This window comes from Burkholderia sp. 9779_493 (assembly GCF_015712215.1).
Lineage (GTDB): Bacteria > Pseudomonadota > Gammaproteobacteria > Burkholderiales > Burkholderiaceae > Burkholderia > Burkholderia cenocepacia.
In genome coordinates this window covers 1-22,342 of the sequence record NZ_JACCQA010000056.1, presented here as the reverse complement: position 1 = coordinate 22,342, position 22,342 = coordinate 1, and the positions used below count along the sequence as shown (strand labels likewise).

At 68.1% G+C, this 22,342-nt stretch carries 19 protein-coding genes and 1 pseudogene; 10 read left to right on the top strand and 10 right to left on the bottom strand.

What is annotated here, in order from left to right; genetic code table 11:
- The first annotated feature begins 425 nt into the window (after positions 1-425).
- Entirely contained in the window at positions 426-1,424 is a 999-nt protein-coding gene (locus H0X95_RS33345) for an LLM class flavin-dependent oxidoreductase (RefSeq protein WP_006492947.1), read from the top strand.
- A gap of 36 nt (positions 1,425-1,460) precedes the next feature.
- Here H0X95_RS33345 and H0X95_RS33340 read toward each other — a convergent pair whose 3' ends face one another.
- On the bottom strand, positions 1,461-2,522 hold the full coding sequence (locus H0X95_RS33340; protein WP_043205793.1) for an alpha/beta fold hydrolase: 1,062 nt from the start codon (positions 2,520-2,522) through the stop codon (positions 1,461-1,463).
- 184 nt (positions 2,523-2,706) lie between these two features.
- Between H0X95_RS33340 and pdxY the strand changes: the two genes are divergently transcribed.
- The 3 genes from pdxY to H0X95_RS33325 all read left to right on the top strand — a co-directional run bounded on the left by pdxY (position 2,707) and on the right by H0X95_RS33325 (position 7,485).
- A complete protein-coding gene (pdxY, locus tag H0X95_RS33335; RefSeq protein WP_006484315.1) occupies positions 2,707-3,567 on the top strand; it encodes a pyridoxal kinase PdxY in 861 nt (286 codons plus the stop codon).
- A gap of 253 nt (positions 3,568-3,820) precedes the next feature.
- Entirely contained in the window at positions 3,821-5,965 is a 2,145-nt protein-coding gene (locus H0X95_RS33330) for a phosphocholine-specific phospholipase C (RefSeq protein ID WP_034200816.1), read from the top strand.
- Between the two features lie 371 nt (positions 5,966-6,336).
- On the top strand, positions 6,337-7,485 hold the full coding sequence (locus H0X95_RS33325) for a branched-chain amino acid ABC transporter substrate-binding protein (RefSeq protein ID WP_006497706.1): 1,149 nt from the start codon (positions 6,337-6,339) through the stop codon (positions 7,483-7,485).
- A gap of 138 nt (positions 7,486-7,623) precedes the next feature.
- On the opposite strand, the gene H0X95_RS33320 is transcribed toward H0X95_RS33325, so the two are convergent.
- Positions 7,624-8,373 (bottom strand): FadR/GntR family transcriptional regulator, encoded by a 750-nt coding sequence (locus H0X95_RS33320; RefSeq protein ID WP_006484310.1) that lies wholly within the window; start codon positions 8,371-8,373, stop codon positions 7,624-7,626.
- Between the two features lie 358 nt (positions 8,374-8,731).
- Here H0X95_RS33320 and gudD point away from each other — a divergent pair, with 358 nt between their 5' ends.
- Positions 8,732-10,084, top strand: coding sequence for a glucarate dehydratase (gene gudD, locus H0X95_RS33315; RefSeq protein WP_034200817.1), 1,353 nt, complete (start codon positions 8,732-8,734; stop codon positions 10,082-10,084).
- A 121-nt stretch (positions 10,085-10,205) separates the two neighbouring features.
- Here gudD and H0X95_RS33310 read toward each other — a convergent pair whose 3' ends face one another.
- The 3 genes from H0X95_RS33310 to H0X95_RS33300 all read right to left on the bottom strand — a co-directional run bounded on the left by H0X95_RS33310 (position 10,206) and on the right by H0X95_RS33300 (position 12,813).
- Positions 10,206-10,670, bottom strand: coding sequence for a DUF2214 family protein (locus H0X95_RS33310; protein ID WP_034200818.1), 465 nt, complete (start codon positions 10,668-10,670; stop codon positions 10,206-10,208).
- A 39-nt stretch (positions 10,671-10,709) separates the two neighbouring features.
- Positions 10,710-11,513: a hypothetical protein gene (locus H0X95_RS33305; RefSeq protein WP_006491691.1), complete on the bottom strand. Its 804-nt coding sequence runs from the start codon at positions 11,511-11,513 to the stop codon at positions 10,710-10,712.
- 235 nt (positions 11,514-11,748) lie between these two features.
- Positions 11,749-12,813: a glycosyltransferase family 4 protein gene (locus H0X95_RS33300; protein WP_006476459.1), complete on the bottom strand. Its 1,065-nt coding sequence runs from the start codon at positions 12,811-12,813 to the stop codon at positions 11,749-11,751.
- 564 nt (positions 12,814-13,377) lie between these two features.
- Here H0X95_RS33300 and H0X95_RS33295 point away from each other — a divergent pair.
- A complete protein-coding gene (locus H0X95_RS33295) occupies positions 13,378-15,204 on the top strand; it encodes an ABC transporter ATP-binding protein (protein ID WP_006488673.1) in 1,827 nt (608 codons plus the stop codon).
- 82 nt (positions 15,205-15,286) lie between these two features.
- Here the strand turns inward: H0X95_RS33295 and otsA are convergent, their stop codons facing one another.
- Both otsA and otsB read right to left on the bottom strand, forming a co-directional pair.
- Positions 15,287-16,672, bottom strand: coding sequence for an alpha,alpha-trehalose-phosphate synthase (UDP-forming) (gene otsA, locus H0X95_RS33290; RefSeq protein WP_012492437.1), 1,386 nt, complete (start codon positions 16,670-16,672; stop codon positions 15,287-15,289).
- On the bottom strand, positions 16,669-17,421 hold the full coding sequence (gene otsB, locus H0X95_RS33285; RefSeq protein ID WP_006488667.1) for a trehalose-phosphatase: 753 nt from the start codon (positions 17,419-17,421) through the stop codon (positions 16,669-16,671). The genes otsA and otsB overlap by 4 nt, the downstream gene beginning before the upstream one ends.
- A gap of 278 nt (positions 17,422-17,699) precedes the next feature.
- On the opposite strand from otsB, the gene H0X95_RS33280 reads away from it, so the two are divergent.
- The 3 genes from H0X95_RS33280 to H0X95_RS33270 are packed head-to-tail and all read left to right on the top strand — an operon-like array spanning position 17,700 to position 19,670.
- The gene (locus H0X95_RS33280) at positions 17,700-18,335 is read left to right on the top strand and encodes an SCO family protein (protein WP_006497709.1); all 636 of its coding nucleotides are present in this window, start codon (positions 17,700-17,702) and stop codon (positions 18,333-18,335) included.
- 8 nt (positions 18,336-18,343) lie between these two features.
- Positions 18,344-18,790, top strand: a complete 447-nt coding sequence (locus tag H0X95_RS33275) for a copper chaperone PCu(A)C (RefSeq protein ID WP_006488671.1) — start codon at positions 18,344-18,346, stop codon at positions 18,788-18,790.
- A gap of 10 nt (positions 18,791-18,800) precedes the next feature.
- Positions 18,801-19,670, top strand: coding sequence for a cytochrome c oxidase assembly protein (locus H0X95_RS33270; protein WP_006491689.1), 870 nt, complete (start codon positions 18,801-18,803; stop codon positions 19,668-19,670).
- A gap of 22 nt (positions 19,671-19,692) precedes the next feature.
- Here the strand turns inward: H0X95_RS33270 and H0X95_RS33265 are convergent, their stop codons facing one another.
- Both H0X95_RS33265 and H0X95_RS33260 read right to left on the bottom strand, forming a co-directional pair.
- Positions 19,693-20,184 carry a GNAT family N-acetyltransferase gene (locus H0X95_RS33265; RefSeq protein WP_006482188.1) on the bottom strand — a complete coding sequence of 164 codons (492 nt, stop codon included), beginning with the start codon at positions 20,182-20,184 and terminating at the stop codon, positions 19,693-19,695.
- 141 nt (positions 20,185-20,325) lie between these two features.
- Positions 20,326-21,192 carry a pirin family protein gene (locus H0X95_RS33260; protein WP_006482192.1) on the bottom strand — a complete coding sequence of 289 codons (867 nt, stop codon included), beginning with the start codon at positions 21,190-21,192 and terminating at the stop codon, positions 20,326-20,328.
- 111 nt (positions 21,193-21,303) lie between these two features.
- On the opposite strand from H0X95_RS33260, the gene H0X95_RS33255 reads away from it, so the two are divergent.
- Complete coding sequence (locus tag H0X95_RS33255) at positions 21,304-22,221, top strand: LysR family transcriptional regulator (protein WP_048989496.1); 918 nt, start codon at positions 21,304-21,306, stop codon at positions 22,219-22,221.
- A 16-nt stretch (positions 22,222-22,237) separates the two neighbouring features.
- Here H0X95_RS33255 and H0X95_RS33250 read toward each other — a convergent pair.
- Positions 22,238-22,342 (bottom strand): annotated as a pseudogene (locus tag H0X95_RS33250) (IS110 family transposase); the annotation flags it as partial.

Sequence of the window (22,342 nt, the reverse complement as noted above, 5' to 3'; positions counted from 1 at the left end):
ACTCGAATGGCTCCATTGGCACAACATGGACAGGCGCCGGATTTTAGCAGTCCGCAGCCCCCCGCGCGCGGCGCTACGAGAAACGGACTGGTGCGATTCCGGCAAAGCTGAGCGGTCGACGAACCGGATCGGCTCGGCCACGTTCACATTAGCGTAAGCACTTTGCAGGCGTATTGCAGTCTTTAAAATCAAACGTTTCGTGCAAATTTGTATGTCGATGCGGTTTCACTTCCAATCGCCGTAAAGATTGGTAATTAATCAGCGATTAGATTGATTTTTGCAACGATCGTCGCAAGCAACCCTGCACCCCTGTAAGGCGCATGGGTATCCGCGCGCGGCCAGCACGTTCCGGAACCCTTTGGCAAAATCGTTGGCGTCTGTTGCGTCAGCGCATCACCACGCCACCCCGTTTCGAAGGTCTTCCGATGACACCGTTTTCCGTACTCGATCTCGCCCCCATTCCGGCCGGCGCCGACGCCTCGCAGGCGTTCCGCAACACCGTCGATCTCGCGCAGCACGCGGAACGCTGGGGCTACCGGCGCTACTGGCTGGCCGAGCATCACAACATGCCGGGGATCGCGAGTGCGGCCACCGCCGTCGTGATCGGCCACGTCGCGGGCGCGACGCGGACGATCCGGGTCGGCTCGGGCGGCATCATGCTGCCGAACCACGCGCCGCTCGTGATCGCCGAACAGTTCGGCACGCTCGCGTCGCTGTATCCGGGGCGCATCGATCTCGGCCTGGGCCGCGCGCCCGGCACCGACCAGACCACGTCGCGCGCGCTGCGCCGCGACCTGATCGGCAGTGCGGACTCGTTTCCGGACGACGTCGCGGAGCTGCAGCGCTATTTCGCGGAGCCGGTACCCGGCCAGCGCGTGCGGGCGGTACCCGGCGCGGGGCTCGACGTCCCGGTGTGGCTGCTCGGTTCGAGCCTGTTCAGCGCGCAGCTCGCGGCGATGCTCGGGCTGCCGTTCGCGTTCGCGTCGCACTTCGCGCCGGATTATCTGATGCGGGCGCTCGAGATCTACCGCGCGCAGTACCGGCCGTCGGCCGCGTGGCCGAAGCCGCATGCGATGGTCGGCGTCAACGTGTTCGCGGCCGAGACCGACGACGAGGCGCGGCGCCTGTTCACGTCGCTGCAGCAGCAGTTCATCAACCTGCGGCGCGGCACGCCGGGCAAGCTGCCGCCGCCCGTCGACGTGCTCGAGGCGAACGAGCTCGAACTCGCGACCGTCGCGCATTCGCTGTCGTTCGCGGCGGTCGGCTCGCGCGACACGGTGCGCGACAAGCTGCGCGAGCGCATCGCGCTGACGGGCGCCGACGAGCTGATCATCACCGCGCAGATCTACGATCACGCCGCGCGGCTGCGCTCGTTCGAACTGGCCGCGCAGATCCGCGACGAGCTCGCGAACGAAGCGCGCTGACGGCACGCTCGCGCGCCGCCGGCCGCCTGTCCCGCATCACTGCGGGCGCACGGCCTCCAGCCCGTCGAGCAGCGCCTTGTGGAACGCGTCCGGGTCCTGGATCTGCGGCGCGTGTCCGAGCGCCGGGAATTCGACGAGTTGCGCGCCCGGAATCGCGGCCTGCGTGCGCTTCGCGAGCTCCGGATAGCGGCCGAGCTTCGCGTGCACGTCGGGCGGCGCGACGTCCTTGCCGATCGCGGTCGTGTCCTTGTCGCCGATCATCAGCAGCGTCGGCACGCGGATCGCACCGAATTCGTAGACCACCGGCTGCGTGAGGATCATGTCGTAGATCAGCGCGGAGTTCCACGCGACCGCGTCGCGGCCGGCGCCGCGATACATGCCGGCGAGCATCTGCACCCAGCGCTCGTACGACGGCGACCACTTGCCTGCGTAGTACGTACCCTGCTCGTAGCGGCGGATACCGTCGGCCGTGGTCTTCTGTTCGCGCGCGTACCAGTAGTCGACCGACAGCGGCGGCACGCCGAGCGCCTTCCAGTCCTCGAGGCCGATCGGGTTCACGAGCACGAGCTGGTCGGTCGCTTTCGGATACATCAGCGCGTAGCGGATCGCGAGCATCCCGCCCGTCGAGTGGCCCATGATCGTCGCCGACTTCACGCCGACCGATTCGAGCAGCGCGTGCGTGTTGCGCGCGAGTTGCTGGAAGCTGTACTGGTAGCGCTCGGGCTTCGACGACTTGCAGAAGCCGATCTGGTCCGGCGCGATCACACGATAGCCGGCGCGGCTCAGCACGCCGATCGTGTCCTCCCAGGTCGCCGCGCAGAAGTTCTTGCCGTGCAGCAGCACGACGGTGCGGCCGTTCGGATGCGCGGGCTGCACGTCGAGGTACGCCATCTCGAGGGTTTCGCGCTGCGACACGAACGCGTACTCGTGCACGGGCGCCGGATACACGAACCCTTCCAGGCGCGGGCCGTACGCGGGCCCGTCGTTGGCGGCGGGCGTCGCGGCAACGGCCGCCACGGGCAGCGCGCACGCGGCGGCGGCACTCGCGCCGAGCACGGCGGCGCGCGCGACGGACAACATCTTGCAAATCGAAAGCATGGCGATCACGGTGATTGGAGACGCGCGCGGGCAGCCGGTTGCGGCCGGACGGTCTCGCGCCCCCGCGATTCTACGCGGTCGCGTGACGACGGCGCGCAACACTCCGGGGCCGCGCGACTTCCGCGCGTATGACGAACTCGGGTATCGTGTGACGTGACCCTGAAACGCGTGCAGGCGAATTCCCATGAAAAACGTCCTCAGCATTCAGTCGCACGTCATCTACGGCCATGCCGGCAACAGTGCGGCCGTGTTCCCGATGCAGCGTCTCGGCATCAACGTCTGGCCGCTCAATACCGTCCAGTTGTCGAATCACATGCAGTACGGCCACTGGGCCGGCAGCGCGATCGATGCCGCGAAGATGGAACAGCTCGTCGACGGCGTCGCGGCCATCGGCGCGCTCAAGCGTTGCGACGCGGTGCTGTCCGGCTTCCTCGGCTCGCCGCCGCAGGCGCGCGCGGCGGTCGAGATCGTGCGCTCGGTGAAGGCGATGAATCCGAACGCGTGGTACTTCTGCGATCCGGCGATGGGCCAGACGGGCGGCATCCGGCCCGAGCCCGGTGTCGAGGAATTCATCGTGCAGGAAATGCCCGCGCTCGCGGACGGCATGTCGCCGAACCATACCGAACTGCAGAAGCTCGCCGGCCGGCGCATCGAGACCGTCGCCGAAGCCGTCGACGCGTGCCGCGCGCTGATCCGCCGCGGCCCGCAGATCATCCTCGTCAAGCACCTGCACGACCGCAACAGTCCGGCCGACCGTTTCAACATGCTCGCCGTCACCGAAACCGAAGCGTGGATCGGCCAGCGGCCGCTGTATGCGTTTCCGCGCCATCCGGTCGGCGTCGGCGACCTGACCAGCGCGATCTTCGTCGCGTGCCGGCTGCGCGGCGATTCGGTGCGCGCCGCGTTCGAACACACGCTCGCGGCCGTGCACGCGGTCGTGAAGGCCACCTACGACGCACGCCGTTACGAACTCGAACTCGTCGCCGCGCAGGACGAGATCGCCCGCCCGAGCGAATGGTTCGGCGCGTGGGTGACCGACGCCTGACGCGCCGGCACGGCGTTGCGCTGCTCCGCCGCGCTGCTTTCCCGCTTTCCCCGTTACACCGCGACCGCCGGCGATGCCTATCCCGATGCCGGTTCGCTGTCCGTGCAAACGTTTCCGGACTTCACATGAATGACACCGATTCCTCGCTATGCTCGCGGCGGCACGAACCGGCGCAGCCGCATCCTGCGACCCGGCGCGCGCCCTTCCCGCAGGTCCCGCCAATCGGCTTCCCCTTTACCGCACGATAACGACCATGACCCGATCGAACCGTCGTGACTTCCTGCGCGTCGCCGCCGGCACTGCCGGCGCCGCCGCGCTGAACCTGTTTCCGCCCGTGATCCGCGATGCGCTCGCGATTCCCGCGAACCGCCGTACCGGCACGATCCGCGACATCGAACACATCGTGATCCTGATGCAGGAGAACCGCTCGTTCGACCACTACTTCGGCACGATGCGCGGTGTCCGAGGCTTCGGCGATCCGCGCCCGCTGCGCCTCGCGAACGGCAAGTCGGTGTTCCATCAGCCGGTCGGCCCGGCCGAGCTGCTGCCGTTCCACCCGGGTGCCGACAAGCTCGGCCTGCAGTTCCTGCAGGACCTGCCGCACGGCTGGCAGGACATGCACGCCGCGTGGAACAAGGGCCGCTACGACCAGTGGGTGCCGAACAAGGGCACCACGACGATGGCGTACCTGAAGCGCGACGACATCCCGTTCCACTACCAGCTCGCCGATGCGTTCACGATCTGCGACGCGTACCACTGCGCGATCCCGAGCTCGACCGACCCGAACCGCTACTACATGTGGACGGGCTACGTCGGCAACGACGGCACGGGCGGCGGCCCGGTGCTCGGCAACGAGGAAAAAGGCTACGGCTGGACGACCTATCCGGAAGTGCTCGAACAGGCCGGCGTGTCGTGGAAGATCTACCAGGACGTCGGCACGGGACTCGACGCGAACGGCTCGTGGGGCTGGACGCAGAACCCGTACATCGGCAACTACGGCGACAACTCGCTGCTCTACTTCAACCAGTACCGCACCGCGCTGCCCGGCACGCCGCTGTACGACAAGGCCCGCACCGGCACCAACATCAGCGCCGGCGGCACGCTGTTCGACGTGCTGCAGCAGGACGTGAAGAACGGCACGCTGCCGCAGGTGTCGTGGATCTGCGCGCCGGAAGCGTATTCCGAGCACCCGAACTGGCCCGCGAACTACGGCGCGTGGTACATCGAGCAGGTGCTGAAGGCGCTCGTGTCGAATCCCGACGTGTGGAGCAAGACCGCGCTCTTCATCACGTACGACGAAAACGACGGCTTCTTCGACCACGTGCCGCCGCCGTTCGCGCCGCAGTCGCGCGCCAACGGGCTGTCGACGGTCACGACGACCAACGAGGTGTTCGCCGGCGACGCGTCGCACATGGCCGGCCCGTACGGGCTCGGGCCGCGCGTGCCGATGCTCGTCGTGTCGCCGTGGACCAAGGGAGGCTGGGTCTGCTCGCAGACCTTCGATCACACGTCGCTGCTGCAATTCATCGAGGCGCGGTTCGGCGCGCAGTATCCGGTCACGGCCGCCAACGTGTCGCCGTGGCGCCGCGCGGTGTGCGGCGACCTGACCGCCGCATTCGACTTCGCGACGGCCGACGCCGGCTGGCCGACGCTGCCCGACACGAGCGGCTACGCGCCGCCCGACCGCGTGCGCCATCCCGACTACATCCCGGTGCCGCCGGTGCTGCAGAAGCTGCCGAAACAGGAAGCCGGGCTGCGTCCGGCGCGCGCGCTGCCGTACGAACTGTTCGTGCACGGCCGCGTCGAAGCCGCGAACGGCCAGTTCCGGCTGACCTTCGCGAACACGGGCCGCGCGGGCGCCGCGTTCCAGGTCCAGTCGCGCAACCGCGTCGACGGCCCGTGGGCGTACACGGTCGAAGCCGGCAAACGCGTCGCCGATACCTGGAGCGCCGCCGCGTCGCTCGGCCTGTACGACCTCGACGTGTACGGCCCGAACGGCTTCTACTGCCATTTCCGCGGCCCGTTCGCGACCGGCGTCGGCAGCGCGAACGTGAACCCCGAGGTGATCTACGGCTACGACGTCGCGAACGGCAACATCACGCTGCGCCTGATGAACCGCGGCCACAAGGCCGTGCGGCTCAAGGTCACGAACGCGTACGGCCACGGTCACGCGCGCACGTTCGACCTCGCGCCGGGCGCGCACGTCGACGATTACTGGGATCTGCGCGGCAGCCACGGCTGGTACGACCTGACCGTCAGCGACGGCCGGCTGCTCGGCTTCCTGCGTCGCTTCGCCGGTCACGTCGAAACCGGCCGCCCGAGCACCAGCGACCCGCTGATCCGCACGACCGCGTCGCATGACGACGCCGAAGCCGCGTCGGACGCCCTGTCCGACTGACGTCGCCCCATGCGCGGCGCGGCCCCCGGCGGGCCGCGCCGCGTCCTTGCCCCGCGCCGCTCTCCCTCCTTCCCGCCCGTGGCGTTCGCGACGGGAAACTCCCGATACCGGCCACCCGCGCACGCGCGGAAGCTATGCGCAAATCCGCATCGAATGCGCGGCAAATTTCCAAGACCCGCGCATATCGGCGACCTATATATCGAAGCAATCGGGGCTCTTCGCGGAGCCTGACGGGAGATGTTTCCGAGGATCACGATGCCGACCTCCCCGCCCGATCCCGAGAAGCGGTCGAACCGCCCGCCCGTCGCACGCGCCCGGCTCGCCCTGGCGCGCGCGGTACCTACTCGCAGGTGTCGAACAAGAGGAACAACATGAAATTCCGTCATTCCCTGCTGTCGGTGTCGATTGCATCCGCGCTTGCCCTCCTCTCGCAACAGGCCGCCCAGGCTGCCGACGCAACCGACGTGAAGGTCGGCTTCGCCGCGCCGCTCACGGGCGTGAACGCCGGCTACGGCAAGGACCTGCAAAACGGCGTCCAGCTCGCGCTCGACGATGCGGTCGCACAGAAGGTGCAGATCGCCGGCAAGCCGGCCCGCTTCAATCTCGTCGTGCAGGACGACCAGGCCGACCCGCGCATCGGCGTGCAGGCCGCGCAGGCGCTGGTCGACCAGAACGTGTCGGTCGTGGTCGGTCACTTCAACTCGGGGACGACGATCCCGGCGTCGGTGGTCTACGACAAGGCCGGCATTCCGGTGATCGACCCGGCCGCGACCAACCCGACGCTCACGTCGCGCGGGCTCGCGAACATGTTCATGGTGATCGCGACCGACGGCCAGAACGCCGGCAACGCGGGCAAGTACGCGGTCGACGTGACGAAGGCGAAGCGCATCGCGATCATCGACGACCGCACCGCGTTCGGCCAGGGCGAGGCCGACGAATTCGAGAAGGCCGTGAAGGCCGCCGGCGGTAACCTCATCGGGCGCGAGTTCACCAGCAACCAGGCGGTCGATTTCCGCGCGCAGATCACGAGCCTGAAGGCCAAGAATCCCGACCTGATCTTCTTCGGCGGCCTCGATTCGCTCGCGGCGAACTTCATCAAGCAGATGCGCCAGCTCGGGCTGAACGCGCAGTTCGTCGGCGGCGGCGGCGTGAAGGACAACGAGTTCATCAAGATCGCGGGCCCGGCCGCGGAAGGCGCGATGGCGTGGGAATACGGCCGGCCGCTCGACGAGCTGCCGCAGGGGAAGGATTTCGAGGCGCGCTTCAAGAAGCGCTTCGGCGTCGACGTGCTGTCGTATGCGCAGTTCGGCTATGACGCGGCGTGGGCGGCGATCAAGGCGATGCAGGCGGCCGGCTCGACCGACCCGAAGGCCTATCGCCCGGCGCTGAAGAAGATCGATTTCGAAGGCGTGACCGGCCGCATCTCGTTCGCGAACGACGGCTCGCTGAAGAGCGGGATGTCGACGCTGTACCAGGTAAAGAACGGCGCGTGGAAGACGATCGTGACGAAGGGAGGCTGATCGGCGAGGCAGGCGGACGGCCGGCGGCGGGAGCGCCGCCTGGCCGGGAGATCGTGGAGGTCATGCCGACCTCGTACGACGACTGATGTTAAGGCGATCCAGGTAGGCCCGCCGTGTCGCGGGCCCTGTCACGCAACGTCAGCCCGCCTCGGCCTCGGCCGCCTCGTGCGCGCGGCGCAGCCGCTCGCGGCTGTTGGTGAGGTGCGTGCGCATCGCGGCGCGGGCGGCTTCCGGGTCGTGGCGCGCGATCGCCTCGTAGATGTCTTCGTGCTCGTGGTTCAGCCGGCCGACGTAGCGCTCGAGATCGTCGCCGGCGAAGCGCGCGGAATTCACGCGGGTGCGCGGGATGATCGACGTGCCGAGCTGCGTCATGATGTCGACGAAATAGCGGTTGCCGGTGGATTGCGCGATCTGCAGGTGGAACTGGAAGTCGAGCTGCGCGGTGTCGCGGCCGCCGCCCGCGCCCGTCGCGATCGCGTCGAGCGCGCGCCGCAGCGCGGCGAGATCGGTATCGTTCGCGCGCTGCGCGGCCAGGCTCGCGCACTCGCTTTCGAGGCTGATGCGCAGCTCCAGCACCGCGAGCACGTCGCGCAGCGTCGTGATCGTCGCGGGATCGATGCCGAGCGTCTGGCGGCGCGACGGCTCCAGCACGAAGCTGCCGATGCCGTGGCGCGTCTCGATGAGGCCGCTCGCCTGCATCCGCGAGATCGCCTCGCGCACGACCGTACGGCTCACGCCCTGCGCCGCCATGACTTCGGTTTCGGTCGGCAGCTTGTCGCCGGGACGCAGCGTGCCGTTTTCGATCTGCGCGGTCAGCGCGTCGACGACATCTTGTGCGAGGCTGCGTGCGCGACGGCGCGGCGCTGCGGGAAGCGTAGGCACGGACATGTGGCCGGTTCCTTTTTGAATGATCGTAATGTGAGCCGAGGGTTTACGCGGGGTTTGAGCGAAAGCCGATGATTCATTATACTGCGTCACAAGTCATCCGACGACTGATGATCGGCGCACGGATCTCCTGTCGACCCAGGTCGGCTGTACAGCACCGCCCGGTCCCGTGCGCGACGATCGACCTGCGTTCGCGTTCTGCGCTCCGCTGGCCCGGTTGTCGCTCCCACCCCGTTTCGGGTTGCGTCGACATGCGGGGCTTGCGCGCCACGCACGTCGGTTGTCGAATGATCGCACCTCCCGCCGCGCGCGGCAAAGCTTTTGCCGCACGGCATCGCCCACTCTTTCGCCATCGCCGCCCATGAACGCCGTCACTGCCTCGCCCTCCCCCGACACGCCGCGCATCGTCGACCTGCAAGCGATTCCGGTCGCCGGCCACGACAGCATGCTGCTCAACCTGAGCGGCGCGCACGGCCCGTTCTTCACCCGCAACCTCGTGATCCTGAAGGACAGCGCGGGTCGCACGGGCGTCGGCGAAGTGCCGGGCGGCGAAAGCATCCGCCGCACGCTCGACGACGCGCGGGCGCTCGTCGTCGGCCAGCCGGTCGGCAATTATCATGCGGTGCTCAACGACGTGCGGCGCACCTTCGCCGACCGCGACGCGAGCGGCCGCGGGCTGCAGACCTTCGACCTGCGCACGACGATCCACGCGGTCACCGCGCTCGAGGCCGCGCTGCTCGACCTGCTCGGCCAGCATCTCGGCGTGCCGGTCGCCGCACTGCTCGGCGAAGGCCAGCAGCGCGAGCGGGTCGAAATGCTCGGCTACCTGTTCTACGTCGGCGATCGCACGAAGACCGCGCTCCCGTATCGCGACGGCCGCGGCGCGACCGACGACTGGACGTGCGTGCGCGACGAAGCCGCGCTGACGCCCGAAGCCGTCGTACGGCTCGCCGAGGCCGCGCATGCGCGCTACGGCTTCAACGACTTCAAGCTGAAGGGCGGCGTATTCGCGGGCGCCAGCGAGATCGAAGCCGTGACGGCGCTTGCCGAGCGCTTCCCCGACGCGCGCGTGACGCTCGATCCGAACGGCGCATGGTCGCTCGACGAGGCCGTGCGGCTGTGCCGGGATCAGCATCACGTGCTCGCGTATGCGGAAGATCCGTGCGGTGCGGAGAACGGTTACTCGGGCCGCGAAGTGATGGCCGAATTCCGCCGCGCGACGGGGCTGCCGACGGCGACCAACATGATCGCGACCGACTGGCGGCAGATGGGCCATGCGGTGCAGTTGCACGCCGTCGACATCCCGCTCGCCGATCCGCACTTCTGGACGATGCAGGGCTCGGTGCGGGTCGCGCAGATGTGCCGCGACTGGGGCCTCACATGGGGTTCGCATTCGAACAACCACTTCGACGTGTCGCTCGCGATGTTCACGCACGTCGCGGCCGCGGCGCCGGGCCAGGTCACCGCGATCGACACGCACTGGATCTGGCAGGACGGCGAACGGCTGACGCGCGAGCCGCTGAAGATCGAGAATGGGCTGGTGGAAGTGCCGAAGCGGCCGGGGCTCGGGATCGACATCGACATGGATGCGGTCGCGCTCGCGCACGAGCTGTACAAGCAGCACGGCCTCGGCGCCCGCGACGACGCGGCGGCGATGCAGTATCTGATCCCGGGCTGGACGTTCAACAACAAGCGCCCCTGTCTCGTGCGCTGAGCACGGACTGGCCGGGCGGCGACGTCGCCCGGTCACATCTGGCCGGAAGCCCTAGCCGCGCGCCCCTAGCCGGGTGCCCCTAGCCGGGTGCCCCTAGCCAGGCGCCCCTAGCCGGACGCCCCTAACCGGGCGCCCCTATCCCCCGCGCCATCCCCGACGCGGCGAACACGATGACGATCACCAGCACCGCCTGCCAGTGGCCGATCCGCACGTAGGTGCGCGCACGGCCGATATCGGGCAGTTGCTGCCGCCGCGCGGCGATACGCCAGCGGATCAACCCCAGCATCGGCACGATCTCGAGCAGCAGGATCAGCACGAGCGCGGTCATCTTCACGTGAAAGAGCGGTTCTTGCAGGTAGTACGCGGTCCCTTTCTCGAAACCGCCGAACGCGCGCGCGAGGCCCGTCGCGATCAACACGAGCGCGGACAGTCCCCAGACCGCATCCGCCTTGAACACGCCGGGCAAATCGGCCGCCTGCGCCGATGCGATGAACCGGCGCAACGCGCGGTTACGCCCGGCGATCGCGGCAAACGCGACGCCGAACGCACTGAGGTGAATGGCAGCCAGCAACCAACGGACGATCATCCCGCCTCCTTGTCGCCCGCGCCCGGTGCGCGAGCCGTGTCAGACGATCTGCTTGAGCGCCGCGTCGAGCGCGAGCACCGCGACGCGGTCGCCCTCGGTCGCGAGCGGCGTGCGCATCACGATCTGCCGGTTGTGGCCGACAGCCGCTGGCGAATCCCACAGCAGTTCCACCTTCGGGCGATTGAACAGGCTGCCGCGACGCGGCGGCACGACCGCCGGCTGCGCGCCCTGCTCGCCCGCGGCGGGCGTCGCGGCGCGACCGGGCCAGCGCACCGACAGTTCGCGCGCATCGTACTGGCCGACCTTGCGGCTTTCCATCCAGACGATCGCGGTGCGCGTCAGCACGTCGAGCGAGATCGCATACCGGCCGACCGCGAAGCGGCGTGCGGCCACGTTGGTCCGCCACAGCGGCCGCGGCCGGCAGATCCATACGATCGCCGCGTACAGCGCCGGCGCGGCGACGAGCCAGCCGTTGGTTGCCGTCACCGCATGCAGCGCGCGGCGCCAGCCGGCCGCCCACGTGAACGCGCCGATCGACCATACGGCGAACAGGAAACCGATCAGCGCGAACACGCGCAGCGCCTGGCGCAGCCACTGCGGCAGCGGATGGAACGGCCGCTCGGCCCGGGCGGCGGCGCCCGGCAGTGCGAGCAGCAGGAAGATCAGGATGAGGTAGATGAATGCCCACGGCGACGACACCATCGCCGACAGCGACGCGCGATAGCCCATCTGGGACATCGAGAACAGCCAGCGCGCGAGCAGCACGAGACCGATCGCGCGCAACGCGAAGATCACGCCGGCGCCGGGGGCCGGCGCTGCGCGCGTGGTTTTCGTTCTCGCCAAGACTGCTCTCCTCTGGATATTCGTACCGGCCGGATTTCACGGCACGGCCATTATAGGGACATTACCGTCTGGACAGACGGCCGGATGGCGTGCCGGGCCGCTTCGAAGGCCGTTCGCGGCGCCGGGCGCGGCGAGAATACAACAGATCCGCGCCGCAGATGTGACAACGCCCCGCCGGAAAACCCGGACGGGGCGTCGTGACGGCCGCGCGCCGCAGTATGGCGGCGGCCCGCGATCAGCTCGCGTTGACTTCGCGGAGCACCGTGCGGCGCTTCTGGCGCAGCAGTTCCTCGTAGCCCTTCACGTAGTTCTGCGCCATCACCTTCGACGAGAAACGAGCTTCGAACGCGGCGCGCACCTTCTCGCGCGGCAGCGTATCGAGGCGCTTGAGCGCGGCGACGGCCGACAGTTCGTCTTCGACGACGAAGCCCGACACGCCGTTGTCGATCACTTCCGGCACCGAGCCGCGCTTGAACGCGATCACCGGCGTGCCGCAGGCCATCGCCTCGATCATCACCAGGCCGAAGGGCTCCGGCCAGTCGATCGGGAACAGCAGCGCATGCGCATTGCCGAGGAATTCGGTCTTTTCCGACTCGCTGATTTCGCCGATGTACTCGACGTGCGGCAGCGCGAACAGCGGCTTGATCTTCTCTTCGTAGTACGCGCGGTCAGCCTTGTCGAGCTTCGCGGCGATCTTGATCGGCAGGCCGGCCTGCTCGGCGATGCGGATCGCCGTGTCGACGCGCTTCTCCGGCGAGATACGGCCGAGGAACGCGAGGTAGCTCGGCTTCACGTTCGGGATCGGCGTCAGCAGGTTTTCCGGCAGGCCGTGGTACACGGTCGACAGCCAGTTCGCCTGCGGCAGCGGGATGCGCTGGTTGTCGGAGATCGACACGACCGGCACGTCGCTGAATGCGTTGAAGATCGGCTGCAGTTCCGGCAGGTCGAGACGGCCGTGCATCGTCGTCAGATGCGGGACCGGCTGGCGCGAGAACAGCGAGAACGGGTAGTAGTCGATGTGGCAGTGCAGGACGTCGAACTCTTCCGCGCGGCGGCGCACCTGCTCGAGGAGCAGCATGTGCGGGGCCATCACGTCGCGGATCGTCGGGTCGAGGCGCAGCGCCTGCGGCCAGCACGCTTCGAGTTTCGCGGAAGTCTGCGAATCGCCGCTCGCGAAGAGCGTGACGTCATGCCCCATCTCGACAAGTGCTTCGGTGAGGTAGGACACCACTCGCTCGGTACCGCCGTACAGTTTCGGGGGCACCGCTTCATGCAACGGAGCGATTTGGGCGATTCGCATGCGTAACTCCTAAAAAATCGGCAAAAAACCAGGTATGGGTCGGCAACCTGCCGGCGGTCCGGGCTGGATGCAGGTCGTCCGAAAGTCGGACGAATCAGCCTGCCGGGGGCGTCGAACCCGCGCTGCTCAAGGAGCGTCGGCGACGCGACAGGCATAGAACGTTTGAAACGAAGACCCGTTGACAGGGGTTCGTAAAAAAACCTGGAATCGAACCCGGAGCCGATTATCTAGGGTTAATCCCGATACGGCGCACAACATTTCAAACACTTTACTTTGTTACAAAGGTGCAACACTTTGCAACCCGCGGACTCGGGTGTCCGTTCTAGAGTGGAAGGCCCTTTTGGCGATCCTCGTTACCCGCCGCTGCCGGCAGCGTGATTCCGGCACCTGCGGCAGGACGGGATGCCGGATTTTATCTCAAAATCGATCGCGAGCCTCTGGCCAAGGCAAGATTCGCGCAGCGCAACGCAGGCCTTGTTTACAATGCCGGATTAGTCAGTCCGGGCGAACGCCGGCCCGCGATCCAGCCGCCACGCTCAATCACCGAATCACCGCACGCATATTTTGGAATCTCTCACCCCCGCCCAGCGCAACGCCTACAACGCGAAGCTGTCGAGCTACGCGCATCGGCCGATCGCGTTCCTGTTCCGCTACATCCGCCGCCACCCGGTCGCGCACCTGGTCGTGCTCTGCAGCGTGCTGGCCGCCGTCGGCTGCGCGCTCGGCTCGCAATACGCGATCAAGCACCTGATCGACGTGCTGGCGACCGGGCGCCATCATCCGGGCCCGCTGTGGAGCGCGTTCGCGCTGCTCGTCGGGCTGATCGCGGCCGACAACCTGCTGTGGCGCGTCGGCGGCTGGGTCGCCGCGCATACGTTCGTCGCGGTCACCGGCGACCTGCGGCGCGACCTGTTCCAGTACCTGATCGGCCATTCGCCGACGTATTACTCGGAGAAGCAGCCGGGTACGCTCGCCAGCCGCATCACGGCCACGTCGAACGCGGTGTACACGTCGGAGAACACGATGGCGTGGAACGTGCTGCCGCCGTGCATCGCGGTGATGGGCGCGATCCTGATGATCATCGTCGTCAATCCGCTGATGGCGGCCGGCCTGCTCGGCTGTTCGGCCGTGCTGTCCGTCATCCTGTTCAAGCTCGCCGGCCGCGGCTCGGCGCGCCACCACGCGTTCGCGGCGAAGGCCGCGGCCGTCGACGGCGAACTCGTCGACGTGATCGGCAACATGGGCCTCGTGCGCGCGTTCGGGATGACGCTGCGCGAACAGAAGCGCTTCGGCGCAACGGTCAAGGCCGAGATGGATGCGCGCCAGCAGAGCCTGCTCTATCTCGAGAAACTGCGGCTGCTGCATGCGGTGATCACCGCGATGCTGTCCGCCGGCCTGCTCGGCTGGGCGCTGTGGCTGTGGGACCAGGGCCGCGCGACGTCGGGCGACATCGTGCTCGTCAGCTCGCTCGGCTTCACGATCCTGCACGGCACGCGCGATCTCGCGGTCGCGCTCGTCGACGTCACGCAGCACGTCGCACGCCTGTCCGAGGCGGTGAAGACGCTGCTCGAACCGCACGGCATGCCGGACCGCTCGGACGCGCAGCCGCTGTCGGCCAAGGGCGGCCGCGTCGACTTCGAGCGCGTGACGTTCGCGTATCCGCACCGCCGCGCGATCCTCGACCACTTCGACCTTCATATCGAGCCGGGCCAGCGTGTCGGGCTGATCGGCAAGTCGGGCGCGGGCAAGTCGACCGTGCTGGCGCTGCTGCAGCGCTTCTACGACACGCAGGACGGCGTCGTGATGGTCGACGGCCAGGACGTGAAGGGCATCACGCAGGACAGCCTGCGCCACGCGATCGCGCTGGTGCCGCAGGACATCTCGCTGCTGCACCGGACGATCTACGACAACATCGCGTACGGCCGCCCCGATGCGACCCGCGACGAAGTGCTCGCCGCCGCGCGCGACGCGCGCTGCGCGGAGTTCATCGAGGCGATGCCGGAAGGCTATGACACGATCGTCGGCGACCGCGGCGTCAAGCTGTCGGGCGGCCAGCGCCAGCGTATCGCGATCGCGCGCGCGATCCTGAAGGATGCGCCGATCCTGCTGCTCGACGAAGCGACGTCGGCGCTCGACAGCGCGTCCGAGGAAGCGATCCAGAGCGCGCTCGATCGCCTGATGGTCGGCCGCACGGTGATCGCGATCGCGCACCGCCTGTCGACGCTGCGCAACTTCGACCGCATCATCGTGATGAACAACGGCAAGGTGATCGACGACGGCCCGCCCGACGTGCTGCGCAGCCGTCCCGGCCTGTATCGCGACCTGCTCGCGAAACAGCACGGCCGCCATCATGCGGACGGCAGCACGCCGACCGGCGAACGCGTGGCCTGACGCGCCGGCATACCGCCGCGCCGACAAAAAAGCCGCCGTGCTTGCGCACGGCGGCTTTTTCAATTGCACCACCAGCAATAGTTCAGACGTGCTGCAGATCGCGCAGGAAATTGTCGCGCCACACCGACACGTTGTTCTCGCGAAGCTGCGCGATCATGTCCGCGTAACGCGCCCGCCGCTCGGCGAGCGGCATCGTCAACGCCTGCGACAGCGCATCGGCCATCCCGTCGATATCGATCGGATTGACGATCAGCGCGCCCGTGAGCTCGCGGGCGGCACCCGCGAAGCGCGACAGCACCAGCACGCCCGGATCGTCCGGATTCTGCGCGGACACGTACTCCTTCGCGACGAGATTCATCCCGTCGCGCAGCGGCGTCACGAAGCCCACGCGTGCAAGGCGGTACAGCGCGGCGAGCACCTGGCGGTCGTACTGACGGTGAATGTAGAGGATCGGCGCCCAGTCGAGCTCCGCGTAGCGCCCGTTGATGCGCCCGGACTCCGCTTCGAGCTGCAGGCGGATGTCCTGGTACGCACGCAAATCCGCGCGCGTCGACGGCGCGATCTGCAGGAACGACACGCGGTTGCGGATCGACGCCTGGTGTTCGAGCAGCTTCTCGAAGGCCCGGAAGCGCTCGACGAGCCCCTTCGAATAATCGAGCCGGTCGACGCTCATGATCAGTTGCCGCCCGCGCAGCGACGTCGCGAGCGTGCGCACCGCCTTGCCGTGTTCGCCCGCCTGCGCGAGCGACGCAATCTCGTCCGGATATACGCCGATCGGATAGGCGGCCGCGCGCAGCGTCTGGCCGAACGCCCGGACGTGCACCGTGTGCCCGTCGCGCTCGACGTCGCCGTCCGCCTCGAACTCGACGTAGTCGCAGAACGCGCGCAGATCGGGCTCGGTCTGGAAACCGAGCAGATCGAACGCGCACAGCGACTCGACGAGTTCGCGGTGCGGCGGTACGTTGACGAGCACCTGCGCGGCCGGAAACGGAATGTGCAGGAAGAAGCCGATGCGGTTCTTCACACCGGCGTCGCGCAGCGCGCGCGCGAACGGAATCAGGTGATAGTCGTGCACCCAGATCACGTCGTCGTCCTGCAGCAGCGGCACGAGCTGCTGCGCGAGCCAGACGTTGACGCGGCGATAACCGTCGAACTCGTGGCGATCGTACTGGATCAGGTCCGCGCGGTAATGGAACGCGGGCCACAGCGTCGCGTTCGAGAACCCGCGGTAATACTGGTCGTAATCGCGACGCGACAGCCCGACGGTCGCGAACGTCACGGGCCCGCGCTCCTCGATGCGGATCTGCGGCTGCGGCGCGCCGGACGCGACCACTTCGCCGCTCCAGCCGAACCACATGCCGCCGGTTTCCTTCAGCGCGTCATAGACGCCGATCGCGAGGCCGCCCGCCGCCGGTTCGCCTTCCGAAATCGGCGCGACGCGGTTTGAAACGATGATGAGCCGGCTCATGCGTGCGGCTGCCCCGCGCCGAGCCAGCACGCGATCTGCTCATGCAGTGCGTCGACCGAATCGAGCCGCATGCGCGCGGACGTCTCGCCCGCGCCGACCTTGATCGACAGGCCGCCGCGCGCGTTGACCACCGCGAAACCCTTCTCGTCGGTCAGGTCGTCGCCCGCGAACAGCGGCACGCGGCCCGCAAAGGGCGGCTCGTCGAGGAACGCGGCCAGCGCGCGCCCCTTGTCGACGCCCTTCGGCTTGATCTCGAACACCATCTTGCCCGGTTGCAGCACGTACGCATCCGCATAGTCGGCGACGAGGCGCTCGGCCGCTTCGCGCGCCACCGCCTCGCGCTCGGGCGCGTTGCGAAAGTGCAGCGCGACGGCCGCGCCCTTGATCTCGAGCAGCATGCCAGGATGGCGGTCGACCACGTCCGCGAGCTCGCGCTCGATGCGCAGCAGGCGTTCGTCGTTGAAGCCGATGCGCTGCGTGTCGCCGTTCGCATCGCGGCGCTCCGCGCCGTGCAGGCCGGCGATCGGCAGATCGGGCATCTTCAGGAAAGTGTCGAGGTTGTCGATGCCGCGCCCGGACACGATCGCGACCGCGCCGTGCGAGCGGCGCGACAGCTCGTCGAGCAGCGTCAGCAGCGACGGCGGAACGTGAATGCTGTCGGGGGTCGGCGCGAGCTCGACGAGCGTGCCGTCGAAGTCGAAGAAGAACGCGGTATCGGTGAGGGACAGGGAAGCCGGAACGGATTGCATCGATTCGATAGTCTGAGGGCGACCGGAAAATGCCGGGCCGCCGCTGCGCGAATGGAGTTGTGCGCATCTTACCGCGCCTGCGCCCCCAGATGGGCGAAACCGGGGCCGCGCGAACACCGCGCCGCCCGCCGCGTCAACTGCGACATATTGCCCCGCTCGCCCGCCCCGCAGGGGTTTCGAAAGGACGCAGGCGCGCGAATTGCGCTACAGTCGCAACCGCCTGCCGCGCGGCGCATGGCATCGCGCCCCGGCTATCCATCGTCCGATCGAGCCCCAGGATGTCGTCTGCCCGCCTCGCGCCGCACCGGCGCCTCTCCCGCCTCATCCGCGCGACCGCGGCCCTCGCCGCCGTCGTGGCGCTCGCCGCGTGCACGCACGACGAGCCGCGCTGGAACCTGACCAACGTCACCGGCCACCTGCCCGACCTGTCGTTCAAGCTGACGGGCGGCGACGGCCATCCCGTCGACGCCGATGCATTCCGCGGCCGCGTCGCGCTCGTCTACTTCGGCTACACGCACTGCCCCGATGTCTGCCCCGAAACCCTCGCGCGGCTGATGGAAGTACTGGCGAAGCTCGGCCCGCAGGCGGACGACGTGCGCATCCTGTTCGTCTCGGTCGATCCCGCGCGCGATACGCCGCAGGCGATGCAGTCCTATGTCGCCGCGTTCGACGCCGCGCATGCGCGCGGCCTGACCGGCACCGACGGCCAGATCGAATCGCTGGCCAAGCGCTATCGCGTCGCGTATCAGATGGAAAAACGCGATCCGTCCGGCGGCTACGAAGTGACGCACAGCTCGGCCGTCTACATCTTCGACGCGACCGGCCGCGCGCGCCTGCTCGCGACCGATCGCGATTCGCCCGACGCCATCGCCGCCGATGTGCGCCGGATCATCGACACCGCCTCCACGACCTGAATTCCGCCATGAACACGAAAACGACCCTCAAGACGTTCGCCCTCGTCGCCGCGCTGTGCGCCGGCGCCCATGCGTATGCCGCCGGCGCGATCAGCGCGCAGAACGCGTGGGTGCGCTGGCTGCCGAACAAGCTGCCCGCGGGCGGCTACGTGACGCTCGTGAATACGAGCGACAAGCCGGTCGATCTCGTCGACGTCGACAGCCCCGACTACGGGATGGCCATGCTGCACCAGACGGTCTCGAACGGCTCGACGCAGAAGATGGAGATGGTCGACAAGCTGACGATCCCCGCGCGCGGCAAGGTCGACATCGCGCCGGGCGGCTATCACTTCATGCTCGAGGAGCCAAAGCACGCGATCAAGCCGGGCGACACCGTGCACCTGCGCCTGAAATTCTCCGACGGCGAAACGGTCGATGCACCGTTCCCCGTGAAATCACCGGCCCAGACGAAGTGATGCGCGCGCGATGAACCTCCTGTACTGGCTCGATCCGTGGGAACCGTCGCCGACCGTGGTCATCGCGGTGCTGGCGGCCGCCGTGCTGTTCGCGCGCGGCGTGAAAAAGGCGAAGGTGTCGCCGCTGCGGCAGTTCTCGTTCTGGTTCGGGCTGACGGCGCTCTATATCGCGCTGCATACGCGGCTCGACTATTTCTTCGAGCATGAATTCTTCATGCACCGCGCGCAGCATCTCGTGCTGCATCACCTCGGGCCGTTCTTCATCGCGCTGTCCTATCCGGGCGCGGCGATCCGCGCGGGCATTCCGTTTCGCTGGCGGCAGCGCTTCGTGCGCCCCGCGCTCGCATGGGCGCCGGTGCGCGCGACGCTCGACGTGGTGTTCCATCCGGTCGTCGCGGTCGTGCTGTTCGTCGGGCTGATCTATTTCTGGCTGCTGTCGCCGATCCATTTCATCGCGATGCTCGACTGGCGTCTCTATCGCGTGATGAACTGGAGCATGGTGATCGACGGGCTGCTGTTCTGGTGGCTCGTCGTCGATCCGCGTCCCGCGCCGCCCGCGCGGCTGTCGCCGGGCCGCCGGATCCTGATCGTCGTCGCGGCGATCCCGCCGCAGATCGCGCTCGGCGCGCTGATCTTCTTCACGCCGCACGAGCTGTATCCGATCTACTCGATCTGCGGCCGCGCGTTCACGTGGCTGAGCCCGCTGCGCGACCAGCAGATCGGCGGCCTGCTGCTGTGGATTCCCGGCTCGATGATGAGCGTGATCGGCGCGCTGATCGCGCTGCGGCACTGGCTGCGGCTATCCGCGCGCGGGCGGCTGATCGGCGAGCGCGCCGCGCAGCGCGCGGACAAACCGCCCGTCGCACGCGCCGCGCACTGACTGCGGCGGCGCCTAGCGCGCGTCACGCGCGTGCGCTGCTCATCCACACGTGCGGGATGCCGTCCTCGTCGTGCACGTCCGAACTCGGCGTGAAGCCGAATGCCCCGTAGAACCGCTGCAAGTGAGCCTGCGCATGCAGGCTTACCGGCGTATCCGGCCATTGCGCGCGGATATGCTCGAGCGCGCGCGACAGCAGCCCGTTGCCGAGGCCCGCGCCGCGAAACGCGGCGGTCGTCAGCACGCGGCCGATGCGCACGTCGGTGTGTTGCGCATCGGGCAGCAGCACGCGCAGATAGCCGGCCAGGCGGCCGGCCGGATCGAAGGCGGCCAGGTGCCACGCGGCCTGGTCCGCATCGTCGATGTCGCGATACACGCAATTCTGTTCGACGACGAATACGGCGCTGCGCGCCTCCAGGATCGAATAGATTTCGCGCGCGGTCAGCGCGTCGAAGGATTTCCAGCGCCAGTCGAGATCGGCGGTACGCGGGGATGCGGCAGGTGCGGATGCGTTCATGTGCGGTCCTGATTCGGGCGCACCGACCGGCGCGCGACAACCGTCGATTATGCCTCGAACCGCCCCACGCGCGCGACCGCGTGCCACGCGCGAAAAAAGGCCCCGCATTGCGCGGGGCCTGCTCGTCACACCGTCATGCCGTCATGCCGGCATCTGGCCGAAGCGGCCGCTGTTGAAGTCCTCGATCGCGGTACGGATCTCCGCTTGCGAGTTCATCACGAACGGACCGTAACCGACGACCGGCTCGTCGATCGGCTCGCCGCTCAGGATCAGCAGCTTCGCGTCGCCGTTCGCTTCGATCTCGACGTCGCTACCGTCGCGGCCGAGTTGCACGAACTGCGCCTCGCGGGCCACCGTCTCGCCGTTCACCTGCACGGTGCCGCTCAGCACGACCACCGCGAGCGTCCGCCCTTCGGCGACCGGGAACCGCGCATGGCCGCCGGCCACGAGCCGCACGTCCCACACGTCGATCGGCGTGTGCGTGCGGGCCGGGCCGCGCCGCCCGTCGAGTTCACCGGCGATGATCCGCGCCCGCCCGGCGCCGTCCGGCAGCTCGACCACCGGGATATCGGCGTTCAGCAGCGTCTGGTACCCGGGCGCGCCCATCTTGTCCGCGGCGGGCAGGTTCACCCACAGCTGCACCATCTCGAGCGGGCCGCCCTGCTTCGTGAACGCCTCCGAGTGGAATTCCTCGTGCAGAATCCCGCTCGCGGCCGTCATCCACTGCACGTCGCCCGGGCCGATCGTGCCGCCCGCACCGGTCGAGTCGCGGTGCGCGACTTCGCCGTCATAGACGATCGTCACCGTTTCGAAGCCGCGGTGCGGATGCTGGCCGACACCGCGCGGCGCGGTCGTCGGTTCGAACGTCGCGGGGCCGGCGTAATCGAGCAGCAGGAACGGGCTCAGATGCGTGCCATGAGACTGGTAGCTGAACATCGAACGCACCGGGAAACCGTCGCCGACCCAATGGCCGCGCGGCGCACTGTACACACCCTGGATCTTCTTCATTGCCCTTCTCCATATTGCGGCGAAACCCGTGTTTCGCATCCATGAGTGACAATATAGAGATGGAACGAACGATCCGGTAGACTGCCGAAATCGCACTCAGCGTTCCATTTCATGAACGATAAAGCGCGGGATCTGAACGATCTCTATTACTTCGTGCAGGTCGTCGAACACGGCGGCTTCGCGCCGGCCGGGCGCGCGCTGGACATGCCGAAATCGAAGCTGAGCCGGCGCATCGCGCTGCTCGAGGCGCGGCTCGGGATGCGGCTGATTCAGCGTTCGACGCGCCGCTTCACGGTCACCGACGTCGGCCAGACCTATTACGCGCACTGCCGCGCGATGCTCGTCGAGGCCGACGCCGCCGACGAGGCGATCGCGCTGCTGCACGAGGAGCCGCGCGGCATCGTGCGTGTCAGTTGCCCGATCGTGCTGCTCGATTCGCTGGTCGGCACGATGATCGCCGCGTTCATGGCCGCGTGCCCGCGCGTCGAGATCCACCTGGAAGCGACCAACCGGCGCGTCGACGTGGTCGGCGAAGGGATCGACGTCGCGATCCGCGTGCGCCCGCCGCCACTCGAGGACAGCGATCTCGCGCTACGCGTGCTCGCGGAGCGCGGCCAGTGTCTCGTCGCGAGCCCCGCACTGCTGCGCGAGCACGGTGTACCGACCGTTCCCGCCGATCTCACGCGCCTGCCGAGTCTCGACCACGGCGTGCCGCAGTCCACGCACGTGTGGCGGCTGCGCGGGCCCGACGGCGCGCAGGCGGAAATCCATCACCAGCCGCGCTTCGTGACGGGCGGCATGCTCGCGCTGCGCGCGGCGGCCGTCGCGGGCGTCGGCGTCGTGCAATTGCCGACGATGATGGTGCGCGATGAAGTCGCGCGCGGCGAACTGACGACCGTCCTGCCGGACTGGGCCCCGCGCCGCGAAATCGTGCACGCGGTGTTCGCGTCGCGCCGCGGGCTGCTGCCGGCGGTGCGGGCGCTGCTCGATTTCCTGGCCGAACGGTTCGCCGAACTCGAACCCGACTGAGTAACCGTCTTCCGAGTCAAGCCCGATGAAGTGAATCGTCCCAAGGCGTGTTGGTTTTGACCATGGCATTGAGCATGGTTAGGAGCTTGCGCATGCAGGCAACAAGCGCGACCTTGGACAG